This is a genomic window from Xanthomonas graminis pv. graminis (assembly GCF_030168915.1).
Taxonomy (GTDB): Bacteria; Pseudomonadota; Gammaproteobacteria; order Xanthomonadales; family Xanthomonadaceae; genus Xanthomonas_A; species Xanthomonas_A translucens.
Genome location: NZ_CP076255.1, coordinates 2,439,225 through 2,461,581, shown reverse-complemented (window position 1 = coordinate 2,461,581; position 22,357 = coordinate 2,439,225). Strand labels below are relative to the sequence as shown.

Genomic DNA, 22,357 nt, shown 5'->3' with positions numbered 1-22,357 from the left:
TCGGCGCGGCCGCGGCACGCGGCCCGCGTTGGCCGGCTCACGCCGATTCGGCTTTCGCGTTCGGGTCCGGTTCGGCGGCGATCTGCGGCTGGGTCAGCGAGGCGGCCAGCGCGACCAGCTTGACCGGGTCCACCGGCTTGCCCAGGTGCGCATTGAAGCCGGCCTCCAGCGCCAGCAAGCGATCCTCGCCGCGCACGTACGCGGTCAGCGCGATCGCCGGGATGCGGCTGACCGCGCCGGCGCCGCGTGTACGCACACTGCGGATCAGGCTGTGCCCGTCGCGGCGTGGCATGCCCACGTCGCTGACCAGCAAGGCGTAGGGACGCTCGCGCAGCAGCGATTCGGCATCGTCTGCGGAGACCGCCGCCTCGGCCACGGCGCCGGCTTCCTGCAGGAAGCGTTGGGTGACCCCGCGCGAGTCCATGTCGTCGTCGACGACCAGCACGCGCACCCCGTTCAGGCGGATTCCACCGCGTTGCAACGCCGCTGCGGCGATCGCCGCGCCATCGTTGCGCCGCGCCGGATCGATGCCGTGCAGATCGTTGCGCGGCAGCAGCAGGGTAAAGGTCGCCCCCAGGCCGATGCCGTCGCTGCTGACCGACAGCTGGCCGCCGTGCATTTCCGCCAGTTGCTTGGCGATCGCCAGGCCCAGGCCGAGTCCGCCGGCGCTGCGCGTGCTGCTGGCGTCGGCCTGGCGGAAGCGGTCGAACACATGCGGCAGGAACAACGGATCGATGCCGACGCCGCTGTCGCTGACGCTGATCCGCAGATGGGTCGTGCTGCTGTCCAGCGTCAGCGTGATCTTGCCCGCGCTGGGGGTGAACTTGATCGCATTGCCGATCAGGTTGGTCAGCACCTGCTGCAGCCGCACCGCATCGCCAACATAGGACAGCACCGGGCTGTCGGCGCAAGGCGTCAGCACGATGTCGATGCCTTTGCCCTCGGCGCCGGGCCGGGCCGCATCGATCGCCTCGCCGACCAGCGCGCACAGATCCAGTTCGGCCGGGTCCAGGCGCACCTTGCCGGACAGGATCGCGCTCATGTCCAGCAGGTCGTCGATGATCTGCGCCTGCGCATGGGCGCTGCGCTCGATCACCTCCAGTCCCCTGACCAGGTCCTTCTCGCGCACCGCATCGCCCTGCATCAGCCGCGACCAGCCCAGGATCGCGTTCAGCGGCGTGCGCAGTTCATGGCTCAGCGTGGCCAGGAATTCGTCCTTCATGCGGCTGGCGCGCTCGGCCTCGCCGCGCGCGCTCTGCTCGGCGGCGAGCAACTGCTGCAGGCGCTGGTCGGTCTCGCGGCGTTCGATCACGATGCCGGCCAGGTGCGAGGCCGAGCGCGCCAGGTCCTGCTCGTACATGGTCGGGTAGTGCACGAACGGGTAGTACAGCGCGACCACGCCCAGCACCTGGCCGTCGCTGGCCAGGATCGGCGTGGAGCAGCAGGCCACGATGTCCGCTGCGGTGGCCGCGACCAGGTACTCCTGCCAGTGCGGATCCACGCGCACGTCGCTGCACAGCACCTGCCGGCGCAGGAACGCGGCACGGCCGCAGCAGCCGCTGCGTTCGCCGATCGGCAGGCGCTGCATGGCCTTGCGGAACCCGGCGGGCATGCTCGGCGCGGCGCCCTCCAGCAGGGACTGGCGGTGTTCGTCGACCAGCATGATGGTGCAGCGCAGGCCCACGTCGCTCTGCGCCTCGATGCTGCGCGCGATCGATTCCAGCACCGCGCTCAACGGCTTGCCGGTGGTGATCATCTCCAGCGCCGCGCGTTCGGCGGCGGTGGCGTTCTCGATGCGCTTGCGCTCGGCGATATCCAGCACCGAGCCGATGAAGCCGAGGAACTGGCCGGAGGAACTGAAGCGCGGCGAGGCGGTGTCCACGCACCAGCGGTACTCGCCGTCGTGGCGGCGCAACCGGTATTCGATGGCGAACGCGCGACGGTCGGCGGCGGCACGCGTCACTGTACGCCCGACCGCGGCGGCGTCGTCGGGATGGATCTTCTCCATCCAGCCCGAGCCCAACGCCTCCTGTTCGGTCTGCCCGGTGAACAGGTACCACTGGCGGCTGACGTATTCGCAATCGCCGTCGGCATTGGCCATCCAGATCAGCACCGGCGCGTTGTCGCACAGGTTGCGGAAGCGCAGCTCGCTTTCCTGCAGCCGCTGCTCGACCACGCGGCGGTCGTGGATGTCGGTGTTGGTGCCGATCCAGCGCACGATCCGGCCCTCGCCATCGCGGATCGGAAGCGCGCGGCCCAGATGCCAGCGATAGCTGCCGTCGTGGCGCCGCAACGGATACTCGATCTCGTAGCCCTGGCCGCTGCGTACCGCTTGCGGCCAGCTCTGCATGGCCCGCGCCAGGCCATCCTCGGTATGCACCTTGCGCCAGCTGTCGTAGCCGGATTCGCCGGCCGGCAGGCCGGTGTACTCGTACCAGCGCCGGTTGAAGTAATCGATCTCGCCGTCGGCGGTGGCGGTGAACACGATCTGCGGCATCGCGTCGGCCAGCTCGCGCAGGCGCGCCTCGCTGCGCGCCAGGTCCGATTGCGCGCTGGCGCGCTCCATCGATTCCCAGCAGCGCGCCGCGACCAGCCGTACCAGTTCGATCTCCGCCGAGGTCCACACCCGCGGCTGCAACTGGTGCACGCCGATCGCGGCGACCAGGCGGCCGGCCTTGTGCAGCGGCGCGCTCAGCACCGCGCGGGTGCCCATGCGCCGGTAGCCGGGGTCGTCGAAGCGCATCGGCGGCGCGTGCGCCTCGGTGTCCTGCACCACCCACGGCCGGTTCTCGCGCATGCATTCCAGCAGGTCGCTGCCGAAATCGCTGAAGCGGAAGCGGCCGGTCACGTGCTCGGTGCGGTCGACGTAGTCGGCGCGGATCTCGAACGCATCCTCGTCGGCATCGACGATCGCATACGCGCAGCGGCTGGCATGCAGGTGCCGGCCAAGCAGGACGGCGCCGGTCTCGCAGATGGCCTCGGCGCTGTCCAGGTTCTGCAGCGCGTCCTCGAGCATCAGCAGGAAGCTGTCGTGGGCCTGCGCGCGGGTCTGCTCGGTGCGGTCGATGCCGTGCACCAGCACGCCGGTGACCTCGCCTTCGGCGTCGCGCATCGGCTGGTACACGCATTCCAGCGTGGTCTCGGAAACCGCTTCGTGCGGCGTGCGGCGCAGGTTGAAGGTCATCGACTCGCCGGTGAGGGGCAGGCCGCTGGCGCGCACGTTGTCGAGCAGGCGGATGAAACCCTGCTGCTGGATCTCCGGGATCGCCTCGGCCAACGGCTTGCCGACCACTTCGCGCGGCCCGACCAGTTGCTGGTAGTGCTGGTTGACGCTTTCGACCACGTAGTCCGGGCCGCGCAGGATCGCCAGCGCCGCCGGCGACTGCTCGAACGCGTCGGCCATCTGCATGCGTTGCGCGTCCAGCGTCCGCAGCAATACGTCGCGCTCGCGTTCCAGCTTGATCTGCGCTGTGTCCTCGGTGCACACGCACAGCACGCCGCCGATGCCGCCGCGTTCGTCGAAGATCGGGCTGTAGGAAAAGGTGAAATACACCTCTTCTTTGTAGCCGTTGCGCAGCATCACGAACGGCACGTGCTCGTTCCAGGTCGACTCGCCGGTCGCCAGCACGTGCTCGGCCTGGCTGGCGACCGCCGGCCACACATCGGGCCACACCTCGGACACTTCGCGCCCGAACGCGAAGGGATGGCGCATCCCCAGGATCGGGATGTAGGCGTCGTTGTAGAAGTTGATCATCCGCGGGCCCCAGCGGATCACCATCGGGAAGCGCGAACTCAGGCAGAGCGACAGCGCCGAGCGCAGGCTCTGCGGCCAGTCCTGGATCGGCCCCAGCGCGTGGCCGGACCAATCGGTGGCGCGCAACAACTCACCCGTGGCGCTGTTGGCGGGCAGCCAGACAGGAGGGGGCGAACAGTCGTTAGCGTTGATGGCGATGTCCCTCGAATCGATCCCTGCGGGGCAGGCTCCCAGTCCAGGATTGTCAAGGTCCCGCGGTCATCTTGGCGTGAGCATCGACCAGCGCCTTGATCAGCTGTTCCGACAGGTAGGGCTTGGTCAATACCACGCCGGCAGCGAAGCCGGCTGGGAGCGACTCGGCGGCGACGCCGGTGGCCAGCACATATGGGATGGCCTGCTCGGTGAGGGCGCGCGCGACCGGCTCGCTGGTCTCGCCAGCGGCCAGGCGGAAGTCGAGGACCGCCCGGTCCGGCCGTTCCTGCTCGATCAACGCAAGCGCCTGGCGCACCGACTCGGCAGGGCCGATCACATCGGCGCCGGCTTGGGCCAGCTGCAGTTCCAACAGTGTGGCGTTCATTTCGTCGTTCTCGACCACCAGGATATGCAGGCCCCGCAATGCCGACATCGCTTGCTCGTTAATGTTTGAGTAATGGAAATTATACCGGTTGCCGCGCTGGCCCTGGTTGGATCGCGATCCCAACGAAGATGAAGGGTTTACCCCTGTCGCAGGCGGTTGCGGTCGGCTATACTTTGCGGCCGCGCCGAAGTGGCGGAATCGGTAGACGCAGCGGACTCAAAATCCGCCGCCCTTAAAAGCGTGTGGGTTCGAGTCCCACCTTCGGCACCAGGACCTACGGCAGCTTCGGCTGCCGTTTGTTTTTTGCGGCGTCGGCTGGGTGCGCCGCACTGGCCTGCGACTACGCCGCAGCGCTCGGCCACGATCACCACCGGCCCAACCGGCGCTGGCGTGGGTGCGGCCTGTGCGGATTGCGGTCCGAACGCCATTGAAGCGGGCAGGGCATCTCTCTATCGGAACGCAACCGCGGCGTATCGCTGCATCTCGCCGTCCATGGATTGCATAACGCGCATGCCTGGCCGTGGCACAACGAGGGTGCGCGGGGGGGGGGGGGGGGGGGGCGATCCGGGGGGGAGTGCGTACAAGGCGACGGCATGGGCTTGAGCCGATCGCGATCGCCGTCGGCGCAAATCCCGCGCTGCACCGCGTTGAAAAAACTTGAAAAAACGCTTGCGTGCGCGGGATGGCGTCGCTAATATTCCGCTCCTCGCAGCACACGTGGGGCCATAGCTCAGCTGGGAGAGCGCTTGCATGGCATGCAAGAGGTCGCCGGTTCGATCCCGGCTGGCTCCACCAACTTTTTCGGGCACTAGGCCTGTCCGCAGAAGCTACATCGTTATCAGCGTCCCCATCGTCTAGAGGCCTAGGACATCACCCTTTCACGGTGGCGACCGGGGTTCGAATCCCCGTGGGGACGCCATTTTATTCGCAAGAAACCTGAAGTCCGGCGATGCCGGACTTTTTTTGTGCGGTGTTTGTACATCGCACAGGAATCGAGTAAGATTCCGCTTCTGCCAGTACACGTGGGGCCATAGCTCAGCTGGGAGAGCGCTTGCATGGCATGCAAGAGGTCGCCGGTTCGATCCCGGCTGGCTCCACCAAGTTTTCGGACATAGGCCTGTCCGCAAAGCGGCAACAGCATCAGCGTCCCCATCGTCTAGAGGCCTAGGACATCACCCTTTCACGGTGGCGACCGGGGTTCGAATCCCCGTGGGGACGCCATTTCATACGAAGACACCCGGCACTGCCGGGTGTTTTTTTGTCCGCGTGTTGCCTGCGCCGCACCGCGTGGACGACTTCGGTCGCGATCATGGTGACCGCCATGCCGCTCGACAGCGGCCCGACGAACAGTATCGGCGGGACCAGGCTGACGATACAGGTCAGCTTGGTCACCACGATCGGGCGCAGGCGCTTTAGCGCTGCGGCGATCACCGCTTCATGCCGGCGAAGGCCATCGGCCAGTTCGGCATCAATGCGCTCCAGCAGCAGCGCCGCGTTGTTGACGATGATGCACGCCAGCGCGAACAGGCCAAAGGTGGCCATGAAGCCGAACCGGTAGCCGCTGACGAGCAACGCCAGGGCCGCGCCGATCAGCACGAACGGGTGGGCGCCTACGTGCACAAGCTGCGCAAGAAGCTGCAAGGCGAGCGCATCGGTGGCGTGCTGGGACGGTGCGCGCGATATCGGCTACCGCTTCCGATGACATGGAAAGGGCGAGTCGCGCGCACGCGCCGATGGTCGATCGCTTCTGGCACACCGAGGACGGGCGCGACGTGGTCGCGTTCTCCATGTAATCCCGCGCAGGTAGGGGCGCCGCGTCGCTGCGCGATACCGGCGTCAAGGCCGGCCCGCTCACGCTGGCTTTGGCAGTAAAATTGTTCCTGGCCGATGCAAGCGGCCAACCTGGATTTCCATCACCGGACAAACGCATTGACTGCAAAGCGCCCAGCCGGCACGACCGGCACGACCCCTTCACAGTGGCAGGCGATCGAGCGCGCCGCAGCGCAGGAGCTGCAGCGCCGAACCGGCGAGGCGCATGCGGCGATCCTCGCACTGCTGCAGCGCCATGCGCAGGATTTCAGCCCGCGGCAGATCGCGGGGCTTCAGCGACGCTTGCGCAAAGGGCGTTGAGGGATAGGCGAGGGCGCACGACGCGCTCGGCACGGAAGCATCGCGCCATGGATGGAGCGTCGCGTCGAAGCGCTGCATCTCGGGCCTGCACCGCCAGCAGCCCCATTGCCGCGGCATGGATCTGAACAGAGACTCAGCCAGTGTCCCGCTGCACGCGCGCCCGGAACGCGCGCGCATTGTCGCCGCGGATGCGACTTTCCTGTGTGCCCGTGATCGTGTCGATCTTGCTGTCCGAGCCGGTCACCGGCTTGGCCTCGACCCTCGTCTCCCGCTCGAAAGCGTGCGACTTGTCGGTGTTGCGGTAATACCGGTACAGGGTCCAGTACAACGCGCTCGCGCCGGCCGGACCGGCCAGCAGCAACCAGAGTCCGCTGTCGTCGCTCATGAGCTGCCTGCCAGGATCCACAGTGCGATGGCTTCGATGAAGGTGCCGGCGGTGAGCGCGGTCAGCAGCAGCTTCCACTGCTGCACCGGCACGCTGCCCATGGTTTCGCCGGTACGGCCGTTCACCGCGATGTAGTGCAGCATGCCGCCGTTGCGGCCGGGCTGGTGGTACGAGTACAGCCACACCGGCAGGTACATCGACACCCAGCGCGTGCCGTGGACCTCGAGCCGCTCCTGCTCCCAGCGCACGCCGCGGTCGTAGCGGCCGACCGAGTCTTCGACCTGGGCGCGGGCGATCGACAGCAACTGGTCCTCCAGCCGCGGCCGCAGCTGCTCGACGTCGCGGTTGCGCTTTTCCGAGGTGAAACCCGCCAGGTACGACGCGTTCCACTGCACCGCGTTCTTGGTGTCGAACGGCAGGATCGTGTTGATGATGTTGTTGGTGTTCGCCTGCGTGTCCAGGTTGCCGCGTTCGGAAGACGATTCCAGCGGCAGGTCGTCCACAGTGAAATCCACGTGCCGTTGCACCTGATACACGTCGGCGTCGTAGTACGTGGTCTTGTTCTTTTCCGTGCCGCGCGTATACCTGCGCGTCTCGATCTCGCCCTTGCCGGCCACGCTGGCGCTGACGTTGCCGTCGACGATCATGTAGGGCAGGTAGACGCCGACCACGTTATCGGGCGTGAACTGCTGCTTGAACGCCTTCAGCGCGAACAGGCGCCGCTTGTCCACGAACTGGCGGATGCGCGCAACCGCATTCTCCTTGTCGATGTGGAACGGCAGCACCGCGTCGGGCACTGCGCCGTTGGCCACTTGCTCGTTGACGCCGAACACGTGGCGGCACCAGTGGCAGCGTGCGGTCATCGTGCTCTCGGTGTTGACCGTGACCTCGGCGCCGCAGCCGCTGCACTTGAAGCTCATCAGGACGGCGGCGTCGGCGGCGATGTCGCGCGCGCCTGAGGCGATGACCGTGCCGCGCAGCGCGTCGAGACCTTCGCCGAACCCGAATACCTCCTCGACCCGCGCGCCATGCCATTCGTTGCGGCAGTACTGGCAGACCAGCAGGTCGGTGCCGAGCTTGGGGCGGATGTCGGTGGCGCCGCATTTCGGGCAGCGGTTGAGGCCGTCCTTCAGCGCGTTGGCGGCGGTGTCGATGGCCAGCGGATCGGGCGCCTGCAGTTCGTCGCGGATCGGAGCGGGCAGGGTGGCCGGATCGAGCGGAAAACTGCCGGGCAGGGGCGGCACATCCTGCGGCGAGCCGGGGCCGCTCACCGCCGCCGCCGGCAATGGCGGCGGCGCGGCCGGCCGCGGTGGCAACGGCGGGGGGATCGGCGGCAACGGCGGCGGGGTGCTGGGGTCGGACATGATCGCGGCGTCCGGCGGCTTACAGGCCCAGCGCCTTGGCCTTGGCCGCGTCGTAGTCGCTTTGGGTGATCAGGCCTAGGTCCAGCATCTCCTTGGCCTTCTTCAGCTTGGCGACCGCGTCGTCGGCGGCCGGCGCGGCGGGCGCGACCGGCTGCTGCAGACTGCCCACGCCGCCGACCATGCCCGTGGCCATGCCGACCCCGACCAGGCCCGCGGCGCCGCCATGCTCGCCGGCCGACTGGATGCCCTGGGCGACGCTCGCCTGCAGGTTGGCGTTGCCGCGCGCGCCGGCCAGCGCGTCGGCGCGCTGCACGGTCTTGAGCAATTCGCGCGTGTTCGCGTCGTACTCGATCGACACGATCGCGGTCTTGACGATGGCCAGGCCGCGCTCGGAGCGCCATTGGTACGCCTGCTCGACCGCAGCGGACAGGCTGGCGGCGAAGCTGAGCGAATCCTGCTGCAACTTGGTGATGCGGTTGCCCTTGCCCGGGTCGTTGGTGTACAGGCTGAAGGCCGGCGCCAGCGAACCGATCACCTCGTTGAACAACTGGTTGGCGGCGGCGTTGTCGAGATCGGTGAAGTCGAACACCTGGCCCGGCTGCAGATAGCGCGCCGGCACGAAGTTCTTCACGAACAGGATCGGGTCGACGATCTTCAGCGTATACGCGCCGCGCGTCACCGCGCCGACCTGCGTGCCGAGGAAACCGTCATCCCAGTAGATCTCGGACTGCGTGCCGAAGCGATTGTCGGGCAACTCCTTCAGCGACACGAAGAACGCGGCCTGCTGCGAACCCGGCTGGCCGCCGAACTTGAAGCGCTCCCAGCTCTGCCGGATGAGCGGCGCAACCAGGCCGTCGCCGGCGAAGATCGACTGCGCATTCGGATCCTCCGAGCGCCATTCGTAGCCGCCCGGCTCGGCGACGAAGCCGGTGACCGCACCGTCCTGGATCAGCAGCAGCCCATAGCCTTCGGGTACCACGATCTTCGAGCCGTTGCTGATGATGTTCGACGACGCGCCGGTGTTGGCGCCGCGCCCGGCATTGGTGCCGTGCGGCACCGCGGCGAACAGCGCCGCTGTCGCCGGCAGGCCGGCCGGCACGCTGTAGAAATCCTTCCATTGATCGGCGAGAACGCCGCCGACCGCACCCGCCACCGCCTGTACCAGACCCATGACAACTCCGTTTGATGCGTGGATGGGCACTATGCCCATCGTGCTCGCCGGACTATATCAGCAGCGGGCAGGGCGTGAAGGAGGGGGCCGGCCTGGTCCCGGCGTATCTGGTCCCGGCGTGTCGCTGGCTTCGTGCCGAAGAAGCCAACGCAGGAAGTGCACGCCGAAAAACAAAGCCCCGCTGGAGCGGGGCCTTGTCGGCTTGCATGGTTTCAAGGCGCGGACTGGTGCAGCGCCGGTAGCCGCCTTATGGCAGGTTGCACTTGAGCTTGCCATCCACGTAGTAGGGCTTGGGGACATCCGGGTTCTGGCTGGTCTTCTCGAACACCACCTCGAACGAGTCGGGATCCGGCGTGCCTTTGCGCGACGTGCAAGCATCCTGCAGCTTTTTCTTCACCGCGGCGATGCCGGCGTCGCGATTGGCCCCATCCGCACTGTTGGTCAAATTGACGACCTCCGCGGATGCCAGCGGGCTCAGGCCGAGCAGGCATCCGGCGAACATGAGTACGTGCAGCTTCTTCATAGAATCTCCTTTGCGATGTCGATGTCCGTTGGCGGCCGGCGACGTGCTCTGTACGTCACGGATATGTGTGACGGCGTGGCAGGCATGGTCCGGCGCGTCGGTAGGATAGGGGGAGGAAGTTAAGGCTTCGTCAGGATGAGAGTCCGCTCCCTCGGCTTGGCCTGGATATCGAGCGCAAGCTGCGTCCACGTCGCGTTTCGATGTGCATGAAAGCCCGTTCTTCCGCTCTTAGATGAAAATAGCTTTTGCGCATGCATGCAACCTATGTGACTTGCTCGGCGGATGTTGCACTTGGACGTTGAGTGCAAACTTGGCGCTTGCTAGGGTGCATTGCTTGACGATGCAACTGCCGCTTTGTGCGCAGATGATCGCGCTTCAGGAGAGCGTATGAAAGAGATCGATGGCATCCGCTACCCGGTGCGCACTGATGCAGCGCCTGCCAGCGAATCTGCCGGGATCGACCGGCGGCGCTTCCTCGGCCTGGGGTCGGCGGCCGTGGTGGCCGGGATCACGGGCTTGCCGGCGCCCGCGGCGGCGCCCGTGATCGGCGAGATGCGCGCCACCTGGGTCACCAGCGTGTTCAATCTCGACTGGCCCAGCGCGGCGTCTACCCAGATCGCCGACCCTGCCGAACGCGTGCGGGTTCAGCAGCAGGAGTTGCTGGCCATCGTCGACCAGGCGGCGGCGCTGCATTTGAACACCCTGGTCTTTCAGGTCAAGCCTTGTGCCGATGCGCTGTATCGCTCGCGCATTCTGCCGTGGTCGTCAGTCTTGACCGGCGTGCTCGGACAAGACCCCGGCTTTGACCCGCTGGCCTTTCTGCTTGCGCACGCGCACGCGCGCGGCCTGAAGGTTCATGCCTGGCTCAATCCCTACCGGGTGTCGACCGGCCTGGATCAGGCCACGCTGGACGCGCTCACCAGCGTATCGCCCGATTCGCCTGCGAGTGTGTATGTGCGCCACCCCGACTGGGTCGGCGTTGCGGCAAACCGGTTAACCCTTGATCCAGGAATCCCGGCTGTGCGCCGCTGGATCTGCGAGGTGGTGGCGGAACTGGTGATCTGCTATCGCGTGGACGGCGTGCAGTTCGATGACTACTTCTATACCGAATCCGTGCAGTCGCCACTCGACGACGCACAGACCTACGCAACGTATGGAGCGGGATTCGCCGACAAAGGCGATTGGCGCCGCAACAACACCTATCGATTGATGCGCGATGTGGCCAGAACCATCCGCGTGATCAGGCCCGGCGTGGCCTTCGGCGTCAGCCCGGCCGGCGTATGGCGCAACCGCCAGGACGATCCACTTGGATCGGACACCCAGGCCGGCGCACCCGCGTTCGATAGCGCGTACGCAGATACACGGCGTTGGGTCCGCGAAGAGATCGTCGACTACATCGTGCCGCAGATCTACTGGCCGCTTGCGCGCCCGGCGGTGCGCTACGACACGATCGCCCGCTGGTGGGCTGAGACCGTGCGCGGCTATCGCGTGCAGCTGTACATTGGCATGGCCTTGTACAAGGTCGGCATCGCCAATCCGCTGGAGCCGGATTGGACCGTGGACGGCGGGGTGCCGGAGATCGCCAGGCAATTGGACGTGAATGCATCGCTGTCGCAGGTGCGCGGATGCATGTTGTTTCGCCAAGGCTTCCTGGCTGCTCCACAGACCCAGCAGGTAGTGGAGTATCTGAGGCTGCGTTGGCAAGCGCCTTAGCCCGGTACGGAGAACATCCACGTTGATGGACGGGGAGCAATCGCGCCAGTCGTAAGCTGGTGATTCGTATCGTCGGCGGAAGAAAATGGGGCGGGTTGTATGGCTTGATCTGCCGGCATTCCTCGACAGCGTGGTGGGCGACTACGAAGACATCGGCAAGCCGGTGGAACGCCTCTCAGGCGGTCGCGCTATGCTGTAGACCCAAGGGAAGGGTGATCATCGAGGTGCTCGACCGCGGCCCCTGTATTCCCGAAGCGTGGATGGCGGCTGTACTGCAGCCCTTTCTCCGATCTCGGCCCAACGCGGACATCGAGTGGATGGCTACTCCTTTGAATGGTCCGGATATCCGTGCCTGCCGCTAGCAGGTGTGTGGCAAAGGAATGTCGTAGCATGTGGACTGATGCGTGCTTGGCAATGCCAGCCCGATGCAGATCTGCCTTAAACGCCATCTGCAGCAGCGGCCACGTGAGCTTCGGCAGCACGCGCTTCCCCGTGGTGAAGAGCCACGACTCACTTGGTCGCTTCCATGAACAACGAGAAAAAAGAAGTACGTACTTCAGACGGGCCACGCCGCCGCTCAAGAATCCGTCCTTGAGCCGATAGAAGGCCTGTCGCGCCTGGAATTATCAGCCGTTCGCGCGCCTCGGCCACGTCGAGTTTCTTTGCGGGTTCGGCCTGGGCGCCGCGGCTTGTTGTTTAGGGGAATCGCGGTGTTCGTTCATCGGCATGGATTCCTAAAGCGGGTGCGGCGTCAGCGCAGTTCCTTGCGGAAGTTCAGGCGCGCCACGCTATAGCCCATCTGTTCGTTGAGTCGGATCATGGTGGGGTTGTCGACGCGGACGTTGCTGTCCATGAACTCCGAGCCCATCGCGCGCGCCCACTCTTCGCTAAGTTCCTTGAGCCTACGTGCGATGCCGCGACCTCGGTAGTCAGGGTGTACCCACAGCCCCTGCACGTGGCAAGCTGGCCGCTTGTCGATGATCATCCGGTCCAGGCTTATCACTCCGGCCATCGCGCGGTCGTCGAACGCGGCCAGGGCGTGGTACTTGCGATCGCTGCGGGTCAGGTTGGCGATCAGCGCTTTGGTCTTCCGATTTCGCTCGTTTTCCGAGTCGGCGACGTAGGCGCTGGAAGAGTCGCGCCACGAATATTCCCAGAACAGATTGAACTTATAGGCTTCCTGGAAGTTGTCCGGGTCGATGGTTCGGTAAACGATGGACATGCCGTGTCGTGCCTGTACGAAGCGGCGGCCGCGCTGGCTGCCGGAAGAAGAAGGGGATGTTGACGCAGGGACACTGGCGCGAAGGGCACCCGTGCGCTAACTCTGGATCGTGTCCATGGTGAAAGGAAAAAACCTTTGAAATCAACCAGGAGCACGATCCAACCAAAAAGGACACGAACTAAAGAAACCGACACCACAGTCTCCGACGGGATCGCCCAAAATTCTCTGCGGTGAACATACATGGTGCTGCCGCTGGTGCAAGGGTTGCCGGTTGGGCCTGCCCTTGATTTCGCATAATGTATATTATGTTATTTCGCAGGCGCTACGGTACTACGCTGGGCTGCTGCGGCTCTTGTTGGCATCACTCTTGCCTCCTGGGAAGCCTCCCCGAGGTCAAGGAAGGATGGATGCATGTGTGAGTATCTGAGCGGACGTTTCGCAGGCTGGCGTGTCGCGGGCAACTACCTGGTCAGCCCCGACGGCGACAGGATGACCCCGGAACGCCTGAAAGGTCTGGCATGGCGTGACCACATGGAGTTGCTGCGTGCCGGCTACGCCTCCAGGCGCAAGGCTGAGGCGGGACGGAAAAGAGCCGGTCAGCAGTCGATGGTCAAGGTCGTCGTCGTGGACATGGCCAGCTGGCGCGAACGCTACTTCGGATCGATGGCAGGATAAGGCGTCTACGCAGGGGCAAGCCCCTGCACCCCGGTAACAGCGTGGGGCCACTGGCCCCACACCCCTTTTAGGCACGGCAACCACGTGCAGATGCGAGCAGCTACGCAGCTCGCCGGATAGGACACTGGGCGGCTTTGCCCCGACAGATATAGGCGTCTGCCTTGCACGCTGGTGAAGCGGTCAGCAGGAGGAAGTGTGTGCATCATGCCGATGCCTGCACTGCAGACCACAGTACACAAGGGCCGATACACCGAAGGTGCGGGTGAAGCGTGGAGCGTCTCCGTAGGGGCGATGCCCCTACAAGGTCAATCGCTGGGAACTATAAATGATAGCTGACCGGAATATGAACTAAACATAAATGGCACGAATCTTGCGCTATTGCAATTAAATCCAGTTGTTGCTAGGCAATCTCGCCGCGATCGCAGGACTAGGATACCAGGATCACATGTCCAACGTGGTCGGCGGCGTGTACGTGCTGCCGGCCTTGGAGGGCGACTCGGGGAACGTGCCAAGCGATCGGGGATGCTTAGAGATGAGCGAGCCAGGAGGGGCCGCAAAAAGCGCTGGACGGGGCGCAGAGGACTCAGGGCTACCCTGCCCGCTCTCCTGGGTAGCAACAGCCTCCTGCACACGCTGGCTTGGCGCCTTGAAAGGGTTGTAAGGCTCACCGTTGCGGGCAATGTCACGGCAGACATCATCGCGGATCGCAGGCACACGGGTGTTCTGCTCGGTGACACAGCGGCAGCTGTTGACCGTGCTCATGCAGTAAACATGCGGGTCAGAGACAACAGGACGATTGAGAAAGGCCGGCGCGGACCAAGGCACATCAGAAACCAAAGGGGTGATGCTGGCCACGTAGGACTCGCCGCTGTCCACCTTCAGCGCCCCACCAGATGCGAGAGCCGAAGAGCCGGCCTGGGACGGCCCCGAGGGGGCCGTCTTATCGGCCGGCTCATCCTTCTTCGCAAACATGGTGTCGCGGTAAACGGCGTACCACGCGCCAGCGGCAAGTAGCATGGCAACGGGCAAAATCATCAGTGCACGCTTCACCAACGCCGGCATCTGATATTTAATCGTGTGCGTCTGAGCAGAGTCATAGCACTTGAAATACTTGGCGTTGAATTTATACACCTGGCGGATTCAACTCCGATTCGCAACGCTGTTGAGGACCTCCTCGGAGAAGACTTCGAGGGGCGTTTTGAATCCGAGTATCTTGCGCGGACGATTGTAGAGTCGCTGTTCGATCCATCGCAGGTGCGCATCGGTGATGGTGCTGAAATCGATGTGTCGTGGCAAGTACTGGCGCGTCAATCCGTTGGCATTTTCGTTGCTGCCTCGCTGCCATGCGCAGTACGGATCTGCAAAATAGAAGTCGCTCTGCAAGCAGGCGGCAATGAGCCGATGATCGGCGAATTCCTTGCCGTTGTCGGCGGTGAGGGTGTGCACCGTGTGGCCTAGGCCGCCCAGGCGCTGGACGATGGCGTTGCGCACGTTCTCGGCGGTGCCGTCAGGCGAGTAAGCCAGCAGATGCAGGCGACTGCGGCGTTCGGTCATGCTGACCACCACGGCCTTTCCGTGTGAGGCCCGGAGGGTATCCAGCTCCCAGTCGCCGATGCGGCTTCGCTGCTCCACCACGCTGGGGCGCTGTGTCCAGCTGCGCCGATGTGTCAGCTGTCCGCGGCCATCGCGCACGCCCCGCCGACGGCGCTTGCGGCGGCGCTTGCGTAGATGCGTGAACAACTGGCCACCGCGCTTGTGGTCAGCGTAGATGTGCCGATAGATCCATTCGTGACTGGCCAGGCCGGTGCGACCGGCAATCTGTTCCGGGCTGAAGTCCTCGCTCAGCAGGACCTCGATCTGTGCGATGCGCTCAGCGTCGATGCGTGGACGCCGGCTGGCCTGCGTGCGCCGATGCTCGCTGATGCGCTGTGCGTGATCTGGCAGATAGTGCCGAGCGTGCTGATTGCGGCGCAGTTCGCGGCTGATCGTGCTGGGCGCGCGCTCCAACGCATCGGCGATGGCCCGCATCGACATCCCGGTTTCATATAACGCATGCAAACGGTATCGTTCGGCCTGGTCCAGGCGGCTGGATGACATGGGCAACTCCACTTGGCGGTGAAGTCGCTCAAGTCAGGTCGCCGGGCCACTTCACAACCGTTGGTGTTGCGAATCGGAGTTGAAGCCGCCCCTGATAATCGTAATTGCGTTTGATGGTGGCGGTTTTCTGCCGCACTACGTCCATCACCTGATTCTCTCGGAACAAAAAACTTTCCTGCCGACCGTCGCGCCGCAGCAGGTGTTCATGGTAGCCAATCAAGCCACGTAGATAGGTGTCCAAATAGTTAGGCTGCTGCGTGCCAAGGACGATGCGGATGCCATCGTGTCGAATTTTATTCATCCGCACGCACTCAGGCGGCTCACCGCCGCGACGCTCAGGGAAAAACGCCTGCGCCTCATCCACAAAAAGGATGGCGCCCACAGGAAGCTCGCGCCACCGTTTCGCATCGTCCCACAGCGTGACGCCAGGGATACGCAGGCCATCAATATTGCAGGCGTAGACATGCTCGCCCTTCTCCACAAGCTTGCTGATCGCCTCAGCCATGCGCAAGCTTTTGCCAGAGCCAGGCAAGCCGGTAAGCAGCGAAATGGATGCGGTATCACCAATCATGACGCTTGATTCCTACGTTGGATAAAGATGCGCTCTGCGCCGCGAATCCCATACGCACTGAGAATGATAGAAATACCAGCATCGATACCGAAGGCGTGCACCCAATTAGCAATACCGACCGGGACAGCGGACCAAGAATTCTGCGCGTAATCGATAATTGGATTATAGATAAATTTCTGCGCAGCAAATCCAAGACCAACCGCAGACAGCAATCGACCAAGCCAAATAGCCGCCTTGAGCTTTATTAACTTGTGGATTGCATCGGTAGCATTCGCGAAGAAATTATCTGCAAAATTCCTAGCCCAATCGAACATTAGATATTCCTCCCAACAACAAACATAGCGATGACCGTGCACATAGCAATAATGACCATGCGAACAGCTGCAATTGCATCGTAAAACCCCTGCGGAACAGTCCAGTGCGAACCCTCTATCTCAACGTCCGGGAGAAGACTTCCACCACCGCCAACCTGAACGAGATCCTGGCGCAACGTCAGCCCTGAACCGGCAGACTCTCCACCCCAGATACCAGAGACAACGCCAGCATCGTCCCCATTGGAAATGCCAGCTGCACGGGTAGCCATGCCCTCGCCTAGAGCCTGAGCAGCACACCGTTGCTTCCACTGCTGAAGAACGCTCGCATAGTCCGCAGATTTGCAGCTGTCACCAGCACACACAGGCACGTCACCCTCTGCACAACCGTCACCCTTAGTGATTTCGCTACGCAAGGTATTGCACTGAGTTTTCCAAGTGAATTTAAGTTGCAAACACTTGAGAGTGTCACCAACGCACACAGGAGGCACCGTACAGTTACCACTATCGCTAGCGCTATCTCCGTCGTCATCGTCGTCACCATCCTTCGTACCTTTGCCAGGTGCACCATTGCCAGACGTGTTGCCGGTGCCGGTAGACGTGTTATCACCAGTCGAATTCTTCGCAGTACCAGCGGCCACGCTGGAATAATTAGTGACGTTGTACGTCGTACAAGTGTTGCTGACGCACGAAGTCTGCTGATGCCCCTCTTTACGCTGCCATTCTTGATCTTGAATCGTAGTGCTTGGCGGGGTAACTGAATCACCTTTTGTAGACTTAACTTGAGCCTCACCACCATCCGATTTTTTGCCGGCGGCTTCAACTCCGATTCGCAACACCAACGGTTGTGAAGTGGCCCGGCGACCTGACTTGAGCGACTTCACCGCCAAGTGGAGTTGCCCATGTCATCCAGCCGCCTGGACCAGGCCGAACGATACCGTTTGCATGCGTTATATGAAACCGGGATGTCGATGCGGGCCATCGCCGATGCGTTGGAGCGCGCGCCCAGCACGATCAGCCGCGAACTGCGCCGCAATCAGCACGCTCGGCACTATCTGCCAGATCACGCACAGCGCATCAGCGAGCATCGGCGCACGCAGGCCAGCCGGCGTCCACGCATCGACGCTGAGCGCATCGCACAGATCGAGGTCCTGCTGAGCGAGGACTTCAGCCCGGAACAGATTGCCGGTCGCACCGGCCTGGCCAGTCACGAATGGATCTATCGGCACATCTACGCTGACCACAAGCGCGGTGGCCAGTTGTTCACGCATCTACGCAAGCGCCGCCGCAAGCGCCGTCGGCGGGGCGTGCGCGATGGCCGCGGACAGCTGACACATCGGCGCAGCTGGACACAGCGCCCCAGCGTGGTGGAGCAGCGAAGCCGCATCGGCGACTGGGAGCTGGATACCCTCCGGGCCTCACACGGAAAGGCCGTGGTGGTCAGCATGACCGAACGCCGCAGTCGCCTGCATCTGCTGGCTTACTCGCCTGACGGCACCGCCGAGAACGTGCGCAACGCCATCGTCCAGCGCCTGGGCGGCCTAGGCCACACGGTGCACACCCTCACCGCCGACAACGGCAAGGAATTCGCCGATCATCGGCTCATTGCCGCCTGCTTGCAGAGCGACTTCTATTTTGCAGATCCGTACTGCGCATGGCAGCGAGGCAGCAACGAAAATGCCAACGGATTGACGCGCCAGTACTTGCCACGACACATCGATTTCAGCACCATCACCGATGCGCACCTGCGATGGATCGAACAGCGACTCTACAATCGTCCGCGCAAGATACTCGGATTCAAAACGCCCCTCGAAGTCTTCTCCGAGGAGGTCCTCAACAGCGTTGCGAATCGGAGTTGAATCCGCCGCCCGTTTCCTGAGGCGTCCAACAGAAAGTTTTACCGCTCGATGCAGTAGCACAATAATCGCCATTGGTCTTTATACATGCAGTTTGCCCCGAATCCAATGCAGTGCACTCCGGACCCTTCGCCTTATTAGCATCATCCTTGTCAGCTTTAATTTGAGAGATATCAGTAGATGCCTTCGTGGGTGGGCATATCTGGCCGCTATAAGTGCGATCCCTCATGCCGTAAATATTAACGCCGCCCGTTTGAGTGCTAAATGCAGTTCCTTGCACCTGACAACCACCAACGCAGGTGGCAACCCCCGAGGAAGAATAAGATTGAGCAGCATCAGCAAGTTTTGTGGAATTTCTAGCGGCGCAAGTTTGTGCCGGTTCAAATGAATAATCATATGCACCACCTTGGGGTGCACCATAATTACCCGAAAAGGCAGCGCAGCCACTACCGCCATTATTAATAACACAAATATATGTGTAATTTCCAGCTGTGCCGGGATCAATCACACACGCCTTAACTACAGCCCAAAAAGAATCGCCACGAGCAGTGTTTTCCGCCTTAACCTTAGCCTGCGCCGCAGACAAATGCGCCTGACAAACAGAATACGCAATGCCTTGGTCGCCATATGATGCCGCACTAGCAGGCGCACACGTCTGCACCAGCACAGCGAGAACACCGGCCACAACGAGATAGGCAACACGGCGAACAACCGACATAGCGAAGTAACGTGCGAGCCAGCGCATCACTGCCAACCGCTAGCGCAGACATGCGCGGCGTGGATCAGGAAAAGCAGCACGATTAAGCCTTCCATCGTCATCACCTCTCAAATAAAAAAGGGGAGGGTCACCCCTCCCCCGCTGTCCTGATTAGCGCTGTGTCTCAGCTGTCGTACGCAGTTGCTGCTCTGTGAGCCTTCCCGCGCCGGCCAGGGCACTGGCCAGGCGCGGCACCATGGCGGCCAGGTTGAAGCGGCGATTGAAGCGGTAGGCATGCGCATGCAGGTAGCGCGCGCCGTATTTGGGGAAGTCCACCGCATGGTGGGTGCCGCTAAGCGCCGTTTTGAGATTGCCCAGGATCGTATTGACCCAACGCAGACGAGGCTGCTGGACGCCTTTGCGGCCGCTTCCGGTCACGATGGCATCGTGGGTCAGGCCTGCCCAGCCCACACCGGTGAACGCTGTCAGCCCATCACTGACGACATGGGTGCCCGGTGCCAGTGCCTGCTGAGCCCACGTGTGCACGACGCTTCTTCGGAAGCTGGAGACCACATCCAGGCGGAGATAGCGCGGGCGCCCTTGATGCAGGGAAACCGCTGCAATAAACGGCACTTTATTGCGCCACTGCGGTTGGCCTGGACCACCGGCGCGTTCGCCGCCCAGATAGGCATCATCGATCTGGACCTCTCCGTCGAGCCGGCGTGACTGCTCACGATCGGCCATCGCCGACATCACTTTGTGCTTGATCCGCCATGCAGTGCGATAGCACACGCCCAGTTGCCGAGCCAGTTCCAGCGCAGCAATTCCGTTCTTGGCTTGGCTCACCAGATAGATGGCCAGCCACCACACCCGCAAGGGAAGCTTGGTGTCTGCCATGGGCGTGCCGGCGGTCAAGCTGGTCTGTACCCGGCAGCGCGCGCACTGCCACAGGTGCTGGCGTCCCCGCTCAAAGCCACTGGCATGCGTGTGTCCGCACTGCGGACACACGAAGCCATTGGGCCACCTGGCCTGAACCAAGGCCTCGACACATTGCGCCTCGGAGCCGTAGCGGCTCAGAAAAGCCGGAATCGAAAGCCCCTTTTGGAACTGGATCCGATTGAGCGTCATCGCCGTATCTCACTGAAGAACCTGCATTTCTAAACCAAGGCAGCATCACCAGCTGAGACACAGCGCTAATCAGGCCCCGCTGTGGGAACCGCTGCCGATCACTTGCCGCCGATCAGGCCCAGCGCACGCAGGGTCCAGCGACCAAGCGCGAACGCCGCCAGGATGGTGACGCCGATGGCGGTGTAGGCCACCACCTTGGCGACGATGGTACTGCCGTCGAAATCAGCGCCGTCGGCGGCCATGGCGAAGCCCGGCACGACAACCAGAGCGGTGAGACCGGCATAGCCGGCAGTCTTGGCGCTGCCGAAAACACGGTTCAGGGTGTTGATGAAATTGGGCATTGGTATTACTCCTCGATGGTTTTGGGATTGAGCAGTCCACGAACGACTGCAAGGGTCATTAGGCCGACAAAATAAGCACCACCCACCACGCCGGCCTGTTGGACGGTGGGTAACATGTCCACCCAGCTGGCTTGATCCAGCCAGGCGGTTTGAGCACACGTGCCGTCCTGCGCCGGCACTGCGTCGATGCAGGTCAGCACGCGCGCCATGACTTACGCCGCCGCTTTGGCGCGGTTGTGCTGCGGATCCACCAGGGTCATACGCCGCGCCAGTTCAGGACCGAAGCGGCCCGGCACCAGATCGGACACCAGATCCCATTCCTTGACGGCACCGACTGGATAGCCGGAATTTGGGCCGTCCACTTCCACATCGATCTGCACGCGCATCAGTTCGGTTTCGAGCGTGGCTTTCTGGCTGTAGATGGCCTTCGGCAGTCCCTTCGAGGTCGTGACGTTGCGGGTATCGACCGGGCCATTGATGGTGATCTTCGGAGCGTTCATTCGGTCTGTTCTCTCTGTCGTTGAGTTGGCTTGCTTACGGTTGGGTTGCTGCAAAATTCGGGCGGTACTGTGGGGTCAAGCTAAGTCCCCCCCTACCCCCCCGAAGGCGGACGTGGTGGGCGCTTGTTGACCCGTTGCGCGATGCTTGCATCAGTCCGCCCGGTGATCCTCTGTGCTGCTGGTTTAGGCCGGGATCAGGCCGTCTTGCTCGGGTCGTGCGGTGTAGTCGATTGGCGGTGGCAACCACGCGCCGAAGTTCTTGCTGAAATCGACCTCACCGCCCTTTGTTACGTATTTCGATACATAGCCGGTGATATCTGATTGGCTACGTGGTGCTTCGATCTTGTTGCGGCCAAATTCGCGATACCAAAATTCGTGCCATTGGTAACGGCTTATAAGGCGGTTTAAATCGTCGTTAGGCGCAGCTGCAACGGCGTGGAAATGCAGGCGTCCGTCGCGGTGGAACTCTTGCCCGCGCGCCCACTGCAAACCACGATGGGCTTTGGTGTTCCATTTGGGACCGTAGATTTCGCGATTGATGCTGCTGACGAAAAAACGGAACGCTTTGTCTGCGGCTTCGACGTGAACACCACCGTTTCGGCCTGTTTTATTGAGCCGAAATGTGAGCGTCCAAAACTGTTGCCAGGGGATGCGCTGTAAGAGTTCTGCATAGCCCTGCGCTTCGAGGTCAACAGGCCGCAGCTTGTGCAGAACGTTAGGCAAGCGTCCGTCGCGTTGATCGTCTGCAAGCTGCCCCCGCAGTGATAGCAAGGACGGTTCGGGTAATGCGCGTTCATCCGGCATCGCCCTGCCCCGACCCGACCCACCTGATGCGTGCTTCTATCAGTCGGTCGAGTCGGTCGCGTTCTTCGTTCGTCGTCGCTTGCTTGCGCTGGTCGATCAGTTGCCAAAGCTTGAGTGAGCTATCAGTCGTAAGGGTCATAAAAGACCTCACGCTGACGTGCAGTTACACGATCGACATAGCGCTTGGATTCCTGCACCAATGCAGTCGCACGAAATTCAGCGTCCATGCGCTGCATAAAATGACGTTTCTGGAACCGCAGGAACGCAAACGTGGCGCGGACCAGACACGCAAGGGCGAGAACCACAAGCGCGATAATCTGTATTTCGTGATGCATCACGATACCCCCATCGAAACGCGACGCACGCGGAACTCACGAATCACCAGGGCGAAAAGCCGGCCGTGTTCAACCTCGGCGGCCACATGCTCTAGCTTCTGTTCCTGCGCGTCGTAGTAGTCGGTGCACACGTCAACGACGACCCAGCGGCGACCATCGCGTTGCTGAATTTCGTATTCGTGCAGCATGCGAATTTCCCCCGA

Annotated in this window: 25 protein-coding genes, 5 tRNA genes and 1 pseudogene; 8 read left to right on the top strand and 23 right to left on the bottom strand. The window is 62.9% G+C overall.

The window, feature by feature from the left end:
- Nucleotides 1–37: 37 nt before the first annotated feature.
- Both KHF85_RS10605 and KHF85_RS10600 read right to left on the bottom strand, forming a co-directional pair.
- Nucleotides 38–3,880: a PAS domain-containing protein gene (locus tag KHF85_RS10605; protein WP_284566662.1), complete on the bottom strand. Its 3,843-nt coding sequence runs from the start codon at nucleotides 3,878–3,880 to the stop codon at nucleotides 38–40.
- Between the two features lie 118 nt (nucleotides 3,881–3,998).
- On the bottom strand, nucleotides 3,999–4,379 hold the full coding sequence (locus tag KHF85_RS10600; protein WP_284566661.1) for a response regulator: 381 nt from the start codon (nucleotides 4,377–4,379) through the stop codon (nucleotides 3,999–4,001).
- Between the two features lie 135 nt (nucleotides 4,380–4,514).
- Between KHF85_RS10600 and KHF85_RS10595 the strand changes: the two genes are divergently transcribed.
- The 5 genes from KHF85_RS10595 (at nucleotide 4,515) to KHF85_RS10575 (ending at nucleotide 5,552) form a co-directional block, all read left to right on the top strand.
- A tRNA-Leu gene (locus KHF85_RS10595) sits at nucleotides 4,515–4,601 on the top strand.
- A gap of 449 nt (nucleotides 4,602–5,050) precedes the next feature.
- Nucleotides 5,051–5,126, top strand: a tRNA-Ala gene (locus tag KHF85_RS10590).
- Nucleotides 5,127–5,174: 48 nt separating this feature from the next.
- Nucleotides 5,175–5,250 (top strand) — tRNA-Glu (locus tag KHF85_RS10585).
- A gap of 105 nt (nucleotides 5,251–5,355) precedes the next feature.
- Nucleotides 5,356–5,431, top strand: a tRNA-Ala gene (locus KHF85_RS10580).
- A 45-nt stretch (nucleotides 5,432–5,476) separates the two neighbouring features.
- Nucleotides 5,477–5,552 (top strand) — tRNA-Glu (locus tag KHF85_RS10575).
- 84 nt (nucleotides 5,553–5,636) lie between these two features.
- Here KHF85_RS10575 and KHF85_RS10570 read toward each other — a convergent pair.
- From KHF85_RS10570 to KHF85_RS10545, 6 genes and pseudogenes are all read right to left on the bottom strand, one after another.
- A pseudogene (locus tag KHF85_RS10570) lies at nucleotides 5,637–5,939 on the bottom strand (efflux RND transporter permease subunit); the annotation flags it as partial.
- 363 nt (nucleotides 5,940–6,302) lie between these two features.
- Nucleotides 6,303–6,539 (bottom strand): hypothetical protein, encoded by a 237-nt coding sequence (locus KHF85_RS10565; RefSeq protein WP_284566660.1) that lies wholly within the window; start codon nucleotides 6,537–6,539, stop codon nucleotides 6,303–6,305.
- A 55-nt stretch (nucleotides 6,540–6,594) separates the two neighbouring features.
- Nucleotides 6,595–6,846: a hypothetical protein gene (locus tag KHF85_RS10560; protein WP_064539787.1), complete on the bottom strand. Its 252-nt coding sequence runs from the start codon at nucleotides 6,844–6,846 to the stop codon at nucleotides 6,595–6,597.
- Nucleotides 6,843–8,210 (bottom strand): TFIIB-type zinc ribbon-containing protein, encoded by a 1,368-nt coding sequence (locus tag KHF85_RS10555; RefSeq protein WP_284566659.1) that lies wholly within the window; start codon nucleotides 8,208–8,210, stop codon nucleotides 6,843–6,845. The genes KHF85_RS10560 and KHF85_RS10555 overlap by 4 nt, the downstream gene beginning before the upstream one ends.
- Before the next feature lie 19 nt (nucleotides 8,211–8,229).
- Nucleotides 8,230–9,381 (bottom strand): SPFH domain-containing protein, encoded by a 1,152-nt coding sequence (locus KHF85_RS10550; protein WP_284566658.1) that lies wholly within the window; start codon nucleotides 9,379–9,381, stop codon nucleotides 8,230–8,232.
- 247 nt (nucleotides 9,382–9,628) lie between these two features.
- Complete coding sequence (locus KHF85_RS10545; RefSeq protein ID WP_053836244.1) at nucleotides 9,629–9,904, bottom strand: hypothetical protein; 276 nt, start codon at nucleotides 9,902–9,904, stop codon at nucleotides 9,629–9,631.
- A 387-nt stretch (nucleotides 9,905–10,291) separates the two neighbouring features.
- Here KHF85_RS10545 and KHF85_RS10540 point away from each other — a divergent pair, with 387 nt between their 5' ends.
- Entirely contained in the window at nucleotides 10,292–11,617 is a 1,326-nt protein-coding gene (locus KHF85_RS10540) for a glycoside hydrolase family 10 protein (RefSeq protein ID WP_284566657.1), read from the top strand.
- Nucleotides 11,618–11,805: 188 nt separating this feature from the next.
- On the opposite strand, the gene KHF85_RS10535 is transcribed toward KHF85_RS10540, so the two are convergent.
- Together KHF85_RS10535 and KHF85_RS10530 are read right to left on the bottom strand one after the other, a co-directional pair.
- Nucleotides 11,806–12,099 (bottom strand): tyrosine-type recombinase/integrase, encoded by a 294-nt coding sequence (locus KHF85_RS10535; RefSeq protein WP_284569522.1) that lies wholly within the window; start codon nucleotides 12,097–12,099, stop codon nucleotides 11,806–11,808.
- A gap of 269 nt (nucleotides 12,100–12,368) precedes the next feature.
- Nucleotides 12,369–12,839, bottom strand: coding sequence for a GNAT family N-acetyltransferase (locus KHF85_RS10530; protein WP_284566656.1), 471 nt, complete (start codon nucleotides 12,837–12,839; stop codon nucleotides 12,369–12,371).
- 411 nt (nucleotides 12,840–13,250) lie between these two features.
- On the opposite strand from KHF85_RS10530, the gene KHF85_RS10525 reads away from it, so the two are divergent.
- On the top strand, nucleotides 13,251–13,514 hold the full coding sequence (locus tag KHF85_RS10525; protein ID WP_284566655.1) for a DUF3653 domain-containing protein: 264 nt from the start codon (nucleotides 13,251–13,253) through the stop codon (nucleotides 13,512–13,514).
- A 441-nt stretch (nucleotides 13,515–13,955) separates the two neighbouring features.
- On the opposite strand, the gene KHF85_RS10520 is transcribed toward KHF85_RS10525, so the two are convergent.
- Genes KHF85_RS10520 through KHF85_RS10500 form a run of 5 tightly spaced genes read right to left on the bottom strand, consistent with a single transcriptional unit; the run spans nucleotide 13,956 to nucleotide 17,383 of the window.
- Complete coding sequence (locus tag KHF85_RS10520; RefSeq protein ID WP_284566654.1) at nucleotides 13,956–14,645, bottom strand: hypothetical protein; 690 nt, start codon at nucleotides 14,643–14,645, stop codon at nucleotides 13,956–13,958.
- Nucleotides 14,646–14,654: 9 nt separating this feature from the next.
- Nucleotides 14,655–15,611, bottom strand: coding sequence for an IS30 family transposase (locus KHF85_RS10515; protein ID WP_009597007.1), 957 nt, complete (start codon nucleotides 15,609–15,611; stop codon nucleotides 14,655–14,657).
- 28 nt (nucleotides 15,612–15,639) lie between these two features.
- A complete protein-coding gene (locus KHF85_RS10510) occupies nucleotides 15,640–16,182 on the bottom strand; it encodes a zonular occludens toxin domain-containing protein (RefSeq protein ID WP_284566653.1) in 543 nt (180 codons plus the stop codon).
- Nucleotides 16,179–16,496: a DUF2523 family protein gene (locus tag KHF85_RS10505; RefSeq protein ID WP_284566652.1), complete on the bottom strand. Its 318-nt coding sequence runs from the start codon at nucleotides 16,494–16,496 to the stop codon at nucleotides 16,179–16,181. Before KHF85_RS10505 ends, KHF85_RS10510 begins: the two co-directional genes overlap by 4 nt.
- A complete protein-coding gene (locus KHF85_RS10500) occupies nucleotides 16,496–17,383 on the bottom strand; it encodes a hypothetical protein (RefSeq protein ID WP_284566651.1) in 888 nt (295 codons plus the stop codon). The genes KHF85_RS10505 and KHF85_RS10500 overlap by 1 nt, the downstream gene beginning before the upstream one ends.
- Nucleotides 17,384–17,395: 12 nt before the next feature.
- Between KHF85_RS10500 and KHF85_RS10495 the strand changes: the two genes are divergently transcribed.
- A complete protein-coding gene (locus KHF85_RS10495) occupies nucleotides 17,396–18,352 on the top strand; it encodes an IS30 family transposase (RefSeq protein ID WP_009597007.1) in 957 nt (318 codons plus the stop codon).
- Here KHF85_RS10495 and KHF85_RS10490 read toward each other — a convergent pair.
- From KHF85_RS10490 to KHF85_RS10455, 8 genes are all read right to left on the bottom strand, one after another.
- Entirely contained in the window at nucleotides 18,327–19,097 is a 771-nt protein-coding gene (locus KHF85_RS10490) for a hypothetical protein (RefSeq protein WP_284566650.1), read from the bottom strand. The two genes, KHF85_RS10495 and KHF85_RS10490, sit on opposite strands and share 26 nt — an antisense overlap.
- A gap of 120 nt (nucleotides 19,098–19,217) precedes the next feature.
- On the bottom strand, nucleotides 19,218–20,174 hold the full coding sequence (locus KHF85_RS10485; RefSeq protein WP_284566649.1) for an IS1595 family transposase: 957 nt from the start codon (nucleotides 20,172–20,174) through the stop codon (nucleotides 19,218–19,220).
- Nucleotides 20,175–20,272: 98 nt separating this feature from the next.
- Nucleotides 20,273–20,515, bottom strand: coding sequence for a hypothetical protein (locus tag KHF85_RS10480; RefSeq protein WP_058361711.1), 243 nt, complete (start codon nucleotides 20,513–20,515; stop codon nucleotides 20,273–20,275).
- 5 nt (nucleotides 20,516–20,520) lie between these two features.
- Complete coding sequence (locus KHF85_RS10475; protein ID WP_060744301.1) at nucleotides 20,521–20,724, bottom strand: hypothetical protein; 204 nt, start codon at nucleotides 20,722–20,724, stop codon at nucleotides 20,521–20,523.
- 3 nt (nucleotides 20,725–20,727) lie between these two features.
- Nucleotides 20,728–21,015: a hypothetical protein gene (locus KHF85_RS10470; protein ID WP_003474436.1), complete on the bottom strand. Its 288-nt coding sequence runs from the start codon at nucleotides 21,013–21,015 to the stop codon at nucleotides 20,728–20,730.
- 183 nt (nucleotides 21,016–21,198) lie between these two features.
- Nucleotides 21,199–21,819 (bottom strand): rolling circle replication-associated protein, encoded by a 621-nt coding sequence (locus KHF85_RS10465; RefSeq protein ID WP_284566648.1) that lies wholly within the window; start codon nucleotides 21,817–21,819, stop codon nucleotides 21,199–21,201.
- Between the two features lie 122 nt (nucleotides 21,820–21,941).
- Nucleotides 21,942–22,154 (bottom strand): hypothetical protein, encoded by a 213-nt coding sequence (locus tag KHF85_RS10460; protein ID WP_284566647.1) that lies wholly within the window; start codon nucleotides 22,152–22,154, stop codon nucleotides 21,942–21,944.
- Nucleotides 22,154–22,342: a hypothetical protein gene (locus tag KHF85_RS10455; RefSeq protein ID WP_003474433.1), complete on the bottom strand. Its 189-nt coding sequence runs from the start codon at nucleotides 22,340–22,342 to the stop codon at nucleotides 22,154–22,156. The genes KHF85_RS10460 and KHF85_RS10455 overlap by 1 nt, the downstream gene beginning before the upstream one ends.
- Nucleotides 22,343–22,357 lie beyond the last annotated feature (15 nt).

Coding starts and splice junctions, on each gene's coding strand:
- KHF85_RS10455 (WP_003474433.1), bottom strand. CDS start 22,342: ATGCTGCACGAATACGAAATTCAGCAACGCGATGGTCGCCGCTGGGTC.
- KHF85_RS10545 (WP_053836244.1), bottom strand. CDS start 9,904: ATGAAGAAGCTGCACGTACTCATGTTCGCCGGATGCCTGCTCGGCCTG.
- KHF85_RS10550 (WP_284566658.1), bottom strand. CDS start 9,381: ATGGGTCTGGTACAGGCGGTGGCGGGTGCGGTCGGCGGCGTTCTCGCC.
- KHF85_RS10485 (WP_284566649.1), bottom strand. CDS start 20,174: ATGACGCTCAATCGGATCCAGTTCCAAAAGGGGCTTTCGATTCCGGCT.
- KHF85_RS10525 (WP_284566655.1), top strand. CDS start 13,251: ATGTGTGAGTATCTGAGCGGACGTTTCGCAGGCTGGCGTGTCGCGGGC.
- KHF85_RS10540 (WP_284566657.1), top strand. CDS start 10,292: ATGAAAGAGATCGATGGCATCCGCTACCCGGTGCGCACTGATGCAGCG.
- KHF85_RS10600 (WP_284566661.1), bottom strand. CDS start 4,379: ATGTCGGCATTGCGGGGCCTGCATATCCTGGTGGTCGAGAACGACGAA.
- KHF85_RS10470 (WP_003474436.1), bottom strand. CDS start 21,015: ATGAACGCTCCGAAGATCACCATCAATGGCCCGGTCGATACCCGCAAC.
- KHF85_RS10515 (WP_009597007.1), bottom strand. CDS start 15,611: ATGTCATCCAGCCGCCTGGACCAGGCCGAACGATACCGTTTGCATGCG.
- KHF85_RS10565 (WP_284566660.1), bottom strand. CDS start 6,539: ATGCAGCGCTTCGACGCGACGCTCCATCCATGGCGCGATGCTTCCGTG.
- KHF85_RS10505 (WP_284566652.1), bottom strand. CDS start 16,496: ATGTTCGATTGGGCTAGGAATTTTGCAGATAATTTCTTCGCGAATGCT.
- KHF85_RS10510 (WP_284566653.1), bottom strand. CDS start 16,182: ATGATTGGTGATACCGCATCCATTTCGCTGCTTACCGGCTTGCCTGGC.
- KHF85_RS10460 (WP_284566647.1), bottom strand. CDS start 22,154: ATGCATCACGAAATACAGATTATCGCGCTTGTGGTTCTCGCCCTTGCG.
- KHF85_RS10560 (WP_064539787.1), bottom strand. CDS start 6,846: ATGAGCGACGACAGCGGACTCTGGTTGCTGCTGGCCGGTCCGGCCGGC.
- KHF85_RS10480 (WP_058361711.1), bottom strand. CDS start 20,515: ATGCCCAATTTCATCAACACCCTGAACCGTGTTTTCGGCAGCGCCAAG.
- KHF85_RS10555 (WP_284566659.1), bottom strand. CDS start 8,210: ATGTCCGACCCCAGCACCCCGCCGCCGTTGCCGCCGATCCCCCCGCCG.
- KHF85_RS10530 (WP_284566656.1), bottom strand. CDS start 12,839: ATGTCCATCGTTTACCGAACCATCGACCCGGACAACTTCCAGGAAGCC.
- KHF85_RS10475 (WP_060744301.1), bottom strand. CDS start 20,724: ATGGCGCGCGTGCTGACCTGCATCGACGCAGTGCCGGCGCAGGACGGC.
- KHF85_RS10465 (WP_284566648.1), bottom strand. CDS start 21,819: ATGCCGGATGAACGCGCATTACCCGAACCGTCCTTGCTATCACTGCGG.
- KHF85_RS10495 (WP_009597007.1), top strand. CDS start 17,396: ATGTCATCCAGCCGCCTGGACCAGGCCGAACGATACCGTTTGCATGCG.